Origin of the sequence: Shimia biformata (genome assembly GCF_016888515.1) — a bacterium.
In the GTDB taxonomy this organism is placed as follows: Bacteria; Pseudomonadota; Alphaproteobacteria; order Rhodobacterales; family Rhodobacteraceae; genus Shimia_A; species Shimia_A biformata.
Window position 1 is genome coordinate 2,802,566 of sequence record NZ_JAFEJK010000001.1, and the last position, 11,386, is coordinate 2,813,951.

The window sequence follows — 11,386 nt, forward strand, 5'->3', positions numbered from 1 at the left end:
CGGTCGGGCCGTCAACTGCGACGGCCCGCCCTCTTCCAAATCTGTCCCGTCCGGTGCATGCCGGGCGGGACGTTTCAATTCCCAAGGTCACCCCGATGCCGCTTGAACAAGACCAGATCCTGCGTTTCCTGAAGTCGGTGCATCCCTATGATGCCCTGCCCGAGGACGCCCAGCGCGACATCACCCCCCTGTTCCGGCCCCGCCGGGTTTCAGCGGGCGAAGTGATCTTTGCCATCGGCGACCGCATCGCGGCGCTCTATCTGATCCATGAAGGTGCCGTGGTGACCCGCGACGCGCAGGGCGATCCGGTATCGCATCTGGGCATGCGCAACTCGTTCGGCGAACGCGGGCTGCAGCGTGACGGTTTTGCCGCCGTCAGCGCCGAGGCCGAGACGGACGCGGTGTTGCTGGAACTGCCCGCGCCTGAGTTCTTCCGCCTGATGGAGGCCCACGCGCCAATGCGCCGGTTCTTCAGCCGTGCGCGCGGCGTGAAACCCAAGGGCAACGATCTTGCTACCAGCCGGGTCGAAACGCTGATGGCCAGCTCCCCGGCGACCTGCGCCCCTGCCGCGACTGTTCAGGACGCGGCCCGGACCATGCAGGACAAACATATCTCGTCGCTCTGCGTGGTCGAGAACGGCGCGCTGGCCGGGATCGTCACCATCCGCGACCTGTCGGGCAAGGTGTTGGCCCAAGGGCTGCCCGTCACCACCCCGGTTTCCGACATCATGACCGCGAATCCAATCACACTGGCCCCCAGCGCCATCGGTTCGGACGTGCTGCACGCCATGATGGAGCGGCGCATCGGCCATATCCCCATCGTCGAAGGCGGCAAGCTGGTTGGCATCGTCACCCAGACCGACCTGACCCGGTTTCAGGCGGTATCATCGGCGGAACTGGTCAGCGAGATCGCCCGCGCGGACACAGCCCAACAGATGGCCGAAGTCACCGCCCGCATCCCGCGCCTTCTGGTGCAACTGGTGGCAGGCGGCAACCGCCACGAGGTCGTGACGCGGCTGATCACCGACATCGCCGATACCGCCACACGCCGCCTTCTGGCACTGGCCGAACAGAAACTCGGCCCTGCCCCGGTGCCCTATCTGTGGCTGGCCTGCGGGTCGCAAGGGCGACAGGAACAGACCGGGGTCAGCGATCAGGACAATTGCCTGATCCTTGATGACGCGGTGACAGACGACCAGCGCACGGGCTATTTCGCGGAACTGGCGAAATTCGTCAGCGACGGGCTGGATGTCTGCGGCTATTTCTACTGTCCCGGCGACATGATGGCGACGAACCCGCGCTGGTGTCAGCCCCTGTCGGTGTGGAAGTCCTATTTCGCCAAGTGGATCAACAAACCCGACCCCGAGGCACAAATGCTGGCCTCGGTCATGTTCGACCTGCGGCCCATCGGTGGTTCTGAGGCGCTGTTTGACGACCTGCAAACCAGCACATTGACCGCAGCTGCCGAGAACTCGATCTTTGTCGCCCATATGGTGTCGAACTCGCTAAAACATCAGCCGCCATTGGGCCTGTTGCGCGGGTTCGCGACGATCCGTTCGGGCGAACATAAGAACCAGATCGACCTCAAGCACAACGGGGTTGTGCCCATCGTCGACCTTGGCCGCATCTATGCGCTTCAGGGCAAGTTGACAGCTGTCAACACCCGCGCCCGTCTGGAAGAGGCGGTGGCGGCAGGGGTTCTGTCTGAAAACGGCGGGCAAGACTTGCTGGATGCCTATGACCTGATCGCCGAAACCCGGCTGGAGCATCAGGCCGCGTTGGTGAAAGCGTCCGAGAAGCCGGACAATTTCCTCGCCCCCAGCGCGCTCTCGGATTTTGAACGCAGCCATCTGCGCGACGCCTTCGTCGTTGTGAAAAGCCTGCAATCCGCCATTGGCCACGGGCGCGGCATGTTAAGTTGACGCGGGCGCCCGGTCAGGAGGAGACCGGGCCGCCCTGCCCTTCGGGGCCGCTATGAAAAGGGAGGAATGAGATGTTCCTTGAACTGATCGGCACATTCATCGCAGGGGTCGCTGCGGGTGGTCTGATGATGCTTTTGAACCGGGGACTGGGCGGCCGCCTGCCCCGCTGGTTGATCCCCGTCGCGGCGGGGGCGGCCATGCTGGTGGCGACGATCAGCAGTGAATACGGCTGGTTCACCCGCAACAAGAACAGCCTGCCCGAGGGGTTTGCCATCGCGCAAACGGTTGAAAACACAGCAATCTATCGCCCCTGGACCTATGTGTCGCCCTTCGTGGACCGGTTTGTCGCGGTCGATATCGGCACCATGCAGACCCATGACGCCCAGCCTGACCTACGCCTTGCCAACACCTATTACTTTGGCCGCTGGCAGCAGGTGGCGCAGGTGCCGGTCGTGGCAAATTGCGCGGCTGGCACCCGTGCGGTCCTGACCGAAGGCGTGACATTTGGAGAAGACGGCAGCGTCGCAGGCGCGACATTTGTGGCCGCGGGGTCGGACGACCCGATCATTTCAACCATGTGCAGGGGATAGGTCATGCTCACGTCGCTTAGTCTTCGCATCCGCATCTTCCTGTTCTTTGCCCTCTTGGGCATCGGCGGCGCCGCTGTCGCGGAGCTGGCGCTTTGGATCGGCTACCAGCGCGCGCAGGCCACCGACCCCGCCAGCGGTTTCCTTCTGGCAGGGTTGATCGCCGGTTTCGGCATCGTCGCGCTGGCCGCTGGCGTGTGGCTGTTGTTCGACGAGAACCTCGCCAAACCGATTGAACGGCTGGCCGCCGCCATGCGCACCCGCGCCCATGCCGGGGTCGAGGTCTCGGTTGACGAGAAATCCGCACGTTACCTTGGCGATCTGGCTCCGGCCGCCACAGCCGTTTCGACCCAGCTTTCGCAATCGACCCAGATGACGGCAGAGGCCGTGGCCGAAGCCACCGCACGGCTGGCCGGGGAAAAGGAACGGCTGACTGCACTGTTGTCGGAAATCCCCGTCGCGATGATCCTGGTGAACCCGAACCACCAGATCGTGCTTTACGATGCGCAGGCGGGCGAGGCTCTGTCGCAGGTCGGCCCGCCGCGCCTGAATGCCTCGATCTTCGACTACCTGCGCCGCGATCCGATCCTGAAGGCCCATGCCAAGCTGGTGAAGACCGGCAAGGATGTTGCCTTTACCGTCAAGGGCAAGGAAGACCGGTTCAGCTTTGACGCACGCCTGAAACCCCTTGGCCACGCACCGGGTTACATGATCATCATCGACGACGCGCACGCGACCTTTGCCCCCGATGCTTCGCGCCCGGTGATCTTCGATTTCGACCTGATGGACCGCGAAGCGGCGCAAGAGATCGCCGAGACCCCGATCATGGGTCTGGATTTTGCGGTTTTCGACACCGAAACAACGGGGCTGTTGCCGCACAAGGACGAGATCGTGCAGATGGGCGCGGTGCGGGTCGTGAACGGGCGGATCGTGCCCGGAGAGGCGATCAACCAGCTGGTCAACCCCGGCATCAAGATCCCCACGTCCTCGACCAAGGTGCATAGGGTGACCGACATGATGGTGGCTGATGCGCCTGACCCGTTGACGGTCACGCAGCGGTTCCACCACTTCTGCAACGGCGCGGTCATCGTGGCCCATAACGCGCCTTTCGACATGGCCTTCATGCACCGTTACGGCAAGCAGGCCGGGCTGACGTGGGATCATCCGGTGATCGACACCGTCCTTTTGTCCGCCGTCCTGTTCGGCGCAAGCGAGACTCATACGCTGGATGCGCTCTGCGCCCGCCTTGGCGTTGTGATCCCGCCACAGCTGCGTCACACCGCGCTTGGCGACGCGCAGGCCACCGCCGAGGTGTTGTGCAAGATGCTGCCGATGCTGGACAGCCGGGGCTTCCGCACCTTTGGCGAGGTGGTCGCGCAGACCCGCAAACACGGGCGATTGCTTGAGGATTTGAATTAGAGAACTCCGACGGCAGAAACTGCCAGTATTCAGCGTGAGTTCGCGCCCGGCTCCGAGGGTGGGCGTATCGCGCCCGCCTTGGGGGGCGGGGTCGGGCGCGAACCGGATCGCGTTGCGATCCGGGCTCAGGGATTTCTGGGAAGACATCAGGCTTTCAGGCCGCCATCGCGCGGGTATAGCAGGCAATGACCCCCTCTTCGTCCGTTTTCAGCGCCAGAACCGCAACACGGGATGCCGCACTGCTGATCCGTGCGCGGCCCGCGTCATTGGCCTCGCCGTCCAGTTCCGCCCCCAGCCAGCCGCAGCTTTGGGTGATGGCGGCGCGGACAGGGGCAGCGTTTTCGCCGATGCCGCCGGTAAAGACGATGGCATCCACACCGCCCAGCGCAGCCGCAAGCGATCCGATCTGACGCGCGGCTGAATAGACAAACAGGTCCACCGCTTCCTTCGCCCTTGGGTCGTCACTTGCCAGAAGGTCGCGCATGTCGCTTGAAAGGCCCGAAACCCCAAGCAGGCCCGAGTCCTTGCTCAACAGCGCCTCGATCTCGCCCACGCTGCGCCCCTCGCGGGCCAGGTGGAAGATCACGCCGGGGTCGATCTGACCGCAGCGCCGCCCCATCATCAAGCCGTCGATCGCGGTAAAGCCCATGGTGGTTGCCACGCTTTGCAGATCACGCATCGCACAGATCGACGCGCCATTGCCAAGATGCAGCACAAGCACGCGTTCCCGCTCGGCCGCTGCAAGGTGGTCGGGCAGTTGCGACGCGATAAAGTCATAACTCAGCCCGTGGAACCCATAGCGCAGCACCCCCTGATCGGTCAGGTCGCGCGGGATCGGGAACATCTGCGCCAGCCGTGGCTGGGTGCGGTGGAAGGCGCTGTCAAAACAGGCAACCTGCGGTACGTCGGGCCATTTGGCCGCCACCGCGCGGATACCCGCGAGGTTATGCGGCTGATGCGCCGGGGCCAGCGGCGCGAGCGCTTCCAGCGCCACCAGAACGTCATCCGTCACCCGTGCGGGCCGGTCGAATGCCTGCCCGCCATGCACCACCCGGTGCCCTGCCGCGCTGATGGAGAGCGTCGGATGGGTCGCGCCAAGGTGATCGAGAAGCCAACCGATGATCTGGTCATGCCCGGCATCCGCCGCCAGAGGCAATTCCCTGTCCTCTCCGGCCAGCGACAGGCGCGGGCCGTTTCCGATCCGCTCGATCTGGCCTTTCACAAGCGGCGCGGCACCCTCGCCATAGACCGCGAACTTGACCGAGGACGATCCCGCGTTCAGGACAAGGATCGCATCCCCGCTCACAGTGTCACCTGTTTCAGCTTGTGGCGCACGAACAGCTGCGCCAGCGCCGCCGACACCACCCGCGACAGCGTCCCGTCCGCCCGGCTGGTCAGCATCACCGGTACCCGTGCGCCAAGGACAATCCCGGCGCTGTCCGCACCGGCAAGATACATCAGCTGTTTGGCGATCATGTTGCCCGCCTCAAGGTCAGGCGCCAGCAGGATATCCGCGTCGCCAGCGACGTCGGATTTGATCCCCTTGGCCTTGGCCGCACGTTTCGAAATCGCGTTGTCAAAGGCCAGAGGCCCGTCCAGCAGCCCCCCCTTGATCTGATCCCGGTCGGCCATCTTGCACAGAGCGCCCGCCTCGACCGTCGATGGGATCTTGGGATAGATCGTCTCAACCGCCGACAGGATCGCCACCTTGGGCAGTTCGACCTGAAGCGCATGGGCCAGTTCGATCGCGTTCTGGGCGATGTCGGCCTTGCATTCCAGATCGGGGAAAATGTTGATCGCGGCGTCGGTGATCAACAGGGGCTTGGGATAGGTCGGCACATCCAGCACAAAGACATGGCTCATCCGACGCCCCGTGCGCAGCCCGCGCTCCTTGTGGACGATCTCGGCCATGACCTCATCCGTGTGCAGCGCGCCTTTCATGATCGCCTCGGCCTTGCCTTCGCGCACCAGCCGCACCGCCTGGGCCGCGGCATCATGGGAATGGGCGGCATCGACAATCTCAAGATGGTCAAGGTCCAGCCCCGCGGCCTCGGCCGTAGAAATGATCTTGGTGGCGGGACCAACAAGGATCGGCGTGATCAGCCCCCTGTCCCGCGCCACCAGTGCCCCGGCAAGCGAGGCTTCGTCACAGGGATGCACGATGGCGGTCAGGATCGGATCAAGATGTTCGGTGGCGGCAAGAATATCGTCAAAGCCGGAAAAAGGCGTCGGTGCGGTCAAAATCAGGTCTCCTGTCGGGACAGAGGCGTCGGTCAATGGCAATGGACCCAATCTATGTCAGCCGCATGACGGCGGCTCAAGCCCCGTTCAGAAGACGTCGGGTCAAGCGCCGGGCAAATAACGCCCGAAGGACCGCCGCGCGAAAACAAGCGGGCTGCCGTCGTTCAGGACGACGTTTTCGACCTCACCCACCATGATGACATGGTCGCCGCCCTCGTGGATCGCGGTAGTGCGGCAATCGAACCGGGTCAGGCAATCGTCAAACACCGGAACGCCGTTTTGGTCCCACTCCCAGCCAAGCTGGTCAAACGCATCCCCGCGCCGGGCGAATTCTTCCGCCAGCGGGCGCTGGTCCTCGCGCAGGACGTGGATAGCGAAGTGGCGCGCCTCGGCGAAATAGGGATAGCGCAACGAGGTTTTCGAAGGAGACCACAGCACCAGCGGCGGCGTCAGCGAGATCGAGGAAAAGGAATTGGCGGTCATGCCGATCGGAGTCCGCTCGGCCGTTGCAGTAACAATGGTCACACCGGTCGCGAAACAGCCCAAAGCCTCGCGGTATTCGGTGGAATGCTCCGGGGTCGGCCGGAAACTCGTGCCCATCTGCCTGTCCTGCGCTCTCGATCACGGTTGAACCACCGCGTTTACGTCATTCTGGCCCGCACGCAAGAGATTTCCAGCTTTTTCTTGGACCGAACCGCCGTGCATCCCGTGATCACGCCACGTGAATCCGGGGGATAGCTTTGCGTTCCAATGCGGCGGAAAGAAGATGGTGCCCCCACACGGACTCGAACCGCGGACCTACTGATTACAAATCAGTTGCTCTACCAGCTGAGCTATAGGGGCACTGGGGCGCGTTTAATCGCAAAGGTCGGTCGACTGCAAGAGGTGATTTAGCGGTTGGCGCGCGCCAGTAGTCCGACCGCGACAAGACCGACCAGAACAATCAGCACCGCGCCCGGGCTGGCGTCGCCGAGATTCTCCAGACTGGCCTGGTCATGCACGCGGGTTGCCAGCGTGTCATAGTTGAACGGGCGCAGCAGCATGGTGGCGGGCAGTTCCTTGACGCAATCGACAAAGACCAGCAACAGGGCCGAGCCGACCGAGCCGCGGATCAGCGGGAAATAGACCTGCCGCAGCGTTTGTGCCCGCGTGCGGCCAAGGCTGCGGGCCGCCATCGGAAGGCTGGGAGAAACCCGTCCCAGCGCCCCGTCCGCTGCGCCCTGCGCAATGGCGAAGAAACGCACGCAATAGGCCAGCACCAGCGCAAAGGCGCTGCCGGTCAGAATCAGGCCGGCGCGTTCATGGGTGATGGATTCGATGAAATCGGCCAGCTTGTGGTCGATCACGGCAAGCGGGATCAGGATGCCGACCGCCAGCACCGCTCCAGGCGCGGCATAGCCAATCGTCGTCAACGGCATCAGAAGGCGCGGCAAGGTTCGCCCGGACAGCCGCACGCCATAAACCAGAAAGACCCCCAGCGTCACGGTCACAAGCGCGGCGATGCCGCCAACGGTTATCGTATTCCACAGGGCGGCGACCAGCTCGGTGTCGCGCCAGCGCTCGGCGTTTTCCACCGCATGGGACATGATGACCCCCATCGGCAGGACAAAGCCGACCAGGAAAGGGAACAGGCACAGCGCCGTCGCCGACCACCCGGCAAACCCGGTCAGCCGGGTTTTCTGAACCGGGCGGTGGCGCGACGAGAGCGAGAAGAACTTGATCCGCCGGCGCGAGGATTTTTCAAGCGTCACCAGCAGCACGACAAGGACCAGAACCACGGACGACAGCTGCGCCGCACCGCCGGCGTTGTTGCTTTCCAGCCAGACCGAGAAGATGCCCGTGGTCAGTGTCTGCACGGCGAAATAATCGACAGTGCCAAAATCGTTCACGGTTTCCATCATCACCACCGCCACACCCGCAGCGATGGCGGGGCGGGCCAGCGGCAGGCCGATGCGCAGGAAGCGGCCAATGGCGCCGACACCCAGCGACCGCGCGACTTCTTCCGCCTCGCCGGACTGTTCGCGGAAGGCGGCGCGGGCAAGAATATAGACATAGGGAAACAGTGCCGCCGTCAGGACAATGACCGCGGCCCCGATCGAGCGGATCTCGGGGAACCAGTAGTCACGCGCGGTTTCCCAGCCAAACAGCGACCGCAGGAAGGTCTGGACCGGGCCGGCATATTCCAGGAAATCCACCAGCGCATAAGCCCCGACATAGGCGGGAATCGCCAGGGGCAGCAGCAGCACCCACTCCAGCCACCCGACCCAGGGAAAACGGTAGCGGCTGACAAGCCAGGCCGCGCCGGTGCCGATGCAGGCGGCAAAGAATCCGACCCCGATCATCATCACAAGCGTGTTCTTCAGGTAACGCGGCAGGGTCGTCGACAACAGGTGCGGCCAGATGTTTTCGGTCGGCGTCAAAGCCATGAAAAACACTGCAACAATCGGCGCGACCACGACGGCGGCAATCAACACCGCGCCCAGCGACCAGGGGTCAAGACGCAGCCGGGGCCAGCGGTTTTTGGACTTCTGCGCAGCGCTCTGTTGCAAATCGGTCTGGGTCATAACGTCCCCATGCCTGAATCTGGTTTCGCTGTCCAGAATCGAAGCTATAATGGTCACGATCGCATAAGGGCAAAGACAAAAATCACCATGCAGGTCGTTCTTCATACCGGGGCGCATTTCACAGACGAGGACAGGCTTCTGAACTGCCTCGAGATGAACCGTGATCTTCTGGCCACGCAGGGCGTGTCCCTGCCCCGCCCCAAATCATACCGCCGACGCCTGCGCGACCTGCTGCATGACGTCCAGGCGGCGCCGCTGGCCGATGGCGTGATGCAGACCTTTCTGGACGAGGTGAACACCCTGCCGGACCCGGACCGGGTGGTGTTTTCCAACGAGAACTTCTTTGGCGTGCCGAAGATCGCGATCAAGGACAACAAGTTCTATCCCGTGGCCGAGGGGCGGCTGGCCGATTTCTGCAGCCTGTTTCCCGGCGACTCGGTCGAGATGTTCATGGGCATCCGCAACCCGGCGACACTGCTTCCGGCACTGTTGCGCGGCAGCCCGGCCGAGTCACTGGATACTCTGACGGACGGGTCGGTCCCGACGGCCTTGCGATGGTCGGAATTGGTCACGCGCCTGCGCGAGAACCTGCCGACCATTTCGCTCACGATCTGGTGCAACGAAGATACACCGATGATCTGGGACCAGCTGATGCGCGAAATGAGCGGCGTCGATCCGATGGTCAAGCTGGAAGGTGTTGACGCGCTTCTGGCCGAAATCATGTCCAAAGAGGGCATGACGCGGTATCGCGCCTATCTCGACAGCCACCCCGGTATGACCGAGGTCCAGAAACGCCGCGTGATCGCCGCCTTCCTTGACAAATTCGCGCTTGAGGATGTGTTGGAAGAGGAACTTGACCTGCCCGGCTGGACTGACGAGTTCGTCGAGACGCTGACCGATATCTATGACGAGGACGTCTATCAGATCGAGCGGATGCCAGGCGTGAACCTGATCACGCCCTGACGGGAAACCGCGTAGCGGTCAGTGCAGTTTGACCACGTTGTCCGTGTGATGGGTGTGCGGCGGGACGCTTGCCGCCAGGCGCAGCGCATTGCCAAGGTATTCGGCCAGACCGACAAGACTGGGTGCGAAATCCGGGCGCACCAGAAGCGTTGCCAGCAACATCGCATCCTCGCGCTGACCGTCTGCGGCGGCTGCGACGAAATGGGCAAAACAGCTTTCATCCGCCCCAAGGCAGGCACAGGCGGAATGGTGACGCATCAGCGGACGGCGGCCATGGCGGGCGCACAGGTCACACAGGTTTGAAAGCGCGTGGAGGACCATATCGGCATGGGCCACGCCTGCGGTCCGGGTGATGTCCCGGCCAAGGTTTTCCAGTCCGGCACGCCCATCGCTCCAGGCGCGCAGGGCACGCACCGCGCCCTGCTCGACAGGCCCAAGCTCTGACAGAAACCCGACCGGCGCCGCGCCGCGTTTCTGCCCGCGCGCGGAGGCCCCGAAACCGTCACTCATTTCGTCAGGATCAGCTTGCCGGCGCGGGTGATGCGCAGAAAGTATTCCTGGTTGCCAAGGCGGATCTGGGCAAGGTTGCCGCCCTGTGTCAGGTCTTCGGCAACCCATGCCGGTACCGATGTGGTGGTGGAAGCCGGGTGAAGTGTCGCGCTCATCGCTGCCGCTCCTCTTGTCTGTTCGCGATCCTGTTCAAAAGCATCTCAAGGCACCAGTCGCTGGACAGCGGGATATCGGTCAGCATGTCGGACAGGCGCAGCCCGTCACGGTCCCTGTCTGTGCGATTGATCCCATCTGAAGCGGTCATGGCGTTTTCCTTTGCTGCGTTGCAGGCGTGTTCACCTGCCTCCTATAACCTGAGCGATTCACTCAGTTATGTCAATCCGACAATTTTAGTCAGGTTATGTGATCGGCGGTTTTGAGCAGGCAAAGAAAAAGCGGCCCCTTTCGGAGCCGCCCAGCAGACCGCCTGCGCGGTCGACCCGATCTGTGACCGGGTCACGTCGCCTAGCTCATGCCAAGCGCTTCCTTGTACATTTCCAGCACCGCCTCTTCCTCGGCGATGTCGTCACGGTCGCGCTTGCGCAGCGCGATGACCTTGCGCATGACCTTGGTGTCATAGCCGCGGGCCTTGGCCTCGGCCATGACCTCTTTCTGCTGGTCGGCAATGTCCTTTTTCTCCATGTCCAGCCGTTCGAACCGTTCGATGAACTGGCGCAGTTCGTCGGCGGTCACGCGATAGCTGGAATCGGGGGAATACTCGTCGCTCATGTTGTCTCTTTCCGGGCTGGCATTTGGTCTTTTGTTCGGACCGGAACCTAGCCGCAGCCCCACGGCGCGGCAAGCGCGGTTTTGGCCCCCGCCTTGCCAATCGGTACGTTCTGGCCTAGGGCGGTGGCCAAAGCTTTTGCGGGACAAGGAAAAGACCGATGCAATGGATGATCTGGGGCGGTGCGATGATCTCGTTTCTGGGGCTCTGCGGGTTGATCCTGTCCATCGTGAAGGTGAACAAGGCGCGCAAATCCGGCCTGACGGACGAGGAATTGCGCGTCGCGGTGCAAAAGGCAATGCCGCTGAACCTGGGCTCGCTCTTTCTGTCGGTCATCGGCCTGATGGTGGTGATCCTGGGGATTTTCCTGGCCTGACCTCTGCCCCGCCTTGCGCGTTCCGGCCTCAGCTTTCC

13 protein-coding genes and 1 tRNA gene are annotated in these 11,386 nt (G+C 63.2%); 5 read left to right on the forward strand and 9 right to left on the reverse strand.

Going from position 1 to position 11,386, the window contains the following annotated elements; all coding sequences use genetic code 11:
• The first annotated feature begins 95 nt into the window (after positions 1 to 95).
• The 3 genes from JQ863_RS13760 (at position 96) to JQ863_RS13770 (ending at position 3,928) form a co-directional block, all read left to right on the forward strand.
• A complete protein-coding gene (locus tag JQ863_RS13760) occupies positions 96 to 1,922 on the forward strand; it encodes a DUF294 nucleotidyltransferase-like domain-containing protein (protein WP_204114723.1) in 1,827 nt (608 codons plus the stop codon).
• Positions 1,923 to 1,993: 71 nt separating this feature from the next.
• The gene (locus JQ863_RS13765; RefSeq protein ID WP_204114724.1) at positions 1,994 to 2,512 is read left to right on the forward strand and encodes a hypothetical protein; all 519 of its coding nucleotides are present in this window, start codon (positions 1,994 to 1,996) and stop codon (positions 2,510 to 2,512) included.
• Positions 2,513 to 2,515: 3 nt separating this feature from the next.
• Positions 2,516 to 3,928 carry a 3'-5' exonuclease gene (locus tag JQ863_RS13770; RefSeq protein WP_204114725.1) on the forward strand — a complete coding sequence of 471 codons (1,413 nt, stop codon included), beginning with the start codon at positions 2,516 to 2,518 and terminating at the stop codon, positions 3,926 to 3,928.
• A 154-nt stretch (positions 3,929 to 4,082) separates the two neighbouring features.
• On the opposite strand, the gene JQ863_RS13775 is transcribed toward JQ863_RS13770, so the two are convergent.
• From JQ863_RS13775 to JQ863_RS13795, 5 genes are all read right to left on the reverse strand, one after another.
• Complete coding sequence (locus tag JQ863_RS13775; RefSeq protein WP_204114726.1) at positions 4,083 to 5,234, reverse strand: acetate/propionate family kinase; 1,152 nt, start codon at positions 5,232 to 5,234, stop codon at positions 4,083 to 4,085.
• A complete protein-coding gene (locus JQ863_RS13780; protein ID WP_239113289.1) occupies positions 5,231 to 6,169 on the reverse strand; it encodes a bifunctional enoyl-CoA hydratase/phosphate acetyltransferase in 939 nt (312 codons plus the stop codon). Before JQ863_RS13780 ends, JQ863_RS13775 begins: the two co-directional genes overlap by 4 nt.
• A gap of 102 nt (positions 6,170 to 6,271) precedes the next feature.
• Positions 6,272 to 6,769 (reverse strand): flavin reductase family protein, encoded by a 498-nt coding sequence (locus JQ863_RS13785; RefSeq protein ID WP_204114728.1) that lies wholly within the window; start codon positions 6,767 to 6,769, stop codon positions 6,272 to 6,274.
• Between the two features lie 167 nt (positions 6,770 to 6,936).
• Positions 6,937 to 7,012 (reverse strand) — tRNA-Thr (locus JQ863_RS13790).
• 47 nt (positions 7,013 to 7,059) lie between these two features.
• Positions 7,060 to 8,733, reverse strand: coding sequence for an ABC transporter permease (locus JQ863_RS13795; RefSeq protein WP_204114729.1), 1,674 nt, complete (start codon positions 8,731 to 8,733; stop codon positions 7,060 to 7,062).
• Between the two features lie 87 nt (positions 8,734 to 8,820).
• Here JQ863_RS13795 and JQ863_RS13800 point away from each other — a divergent pair, with 87 nt between their 5' ends.
• Positions 8,821 to 9,696 (forward strand): hypothetical protein, encoded by an 876-nt coding sequence (locus JQ863_RS13800; RefSeq protein WP_204114730.1) that lies wholly within the window; start codon positions 8,821 to 8,823, stop codon positions 9,694 to 9,696.
• An 18-nt stretch (positions 9,697 to 9,714) separates the two neighbouring features.
• On the opposite strand, the gene JQ863_RS13805 is transcribed toward JQ863_RS13800, so the two are convergent.
• From JQ863_RS13805 to JQ863_RS13820, 4 genes are all read right to left on the reverse strand, one after another.
• A complete protein-coding gene (locus JQ863_RS13805) occupies positions 9,715 to 10,206 on the reverse strand; it encodes a hypothetical protein (protein WP_204114731.1) in 492 nt (163 codons plus the stop codon).
• A complete protein-coding gene (gene hemP / locus JQ863_RS13810) occupies positions 10,203 to 10,361 on the reverse strand; it encodes a hemin uptake protein HemP (protein ID WP_204114732.1) in 159 nt (52 codons plus the stop codon). Before hemP ends, JQ863_RS13805 begins: the two co-directional genes overlap by 4 nt.
• Positions 10,358 to 10,510, reverse strand: a complete 153-nt coding sequence (locus JQ863_RS13815; RefSeq protein ID WP_204114733.1) for a hypothetical protein — start codon at positions 10,508 to 10,510, stop codon at positions 10,358 to 10,360. Before JQ863_RS13815 ends, hemP begins: the two co-directional genes overlap by 4 nt.
• Positions 10,511 to 10,710: 200 nt before the next feature.
• Positions 10,711 to 10,974 carry a DUF2312 domain-containing protein gene (locus JQ863_RS13820; protein WP_204114734.1) on the reverse strand — a complete coding sequence of 88 codons (264 nt, stop codon included), beginning with the start codon at positions 10,972 to 10,974 and terminating at the stop codon, positions 10,711 to 10,713.
• 158 nt (positions 10,975 to 11,132) lie between these two features.
• Between JQ863_RS13820 and JQ863_RS13825 the strand changes: the two genes are divergently transcribed.
• Positions 11,133 to 11,348 (forward strand): hypothetical protein, encoded by a 216-nt coding sequence (locus JQ863_RS13825; protein ID WP_204114735.1) that lies wholly within the window; start codon positions 11,133 to 11,135, stop codon positions 11,346 to 11,348.
• Positions 11,349 to 11,386: the final 38 nt, after the last annotated feature.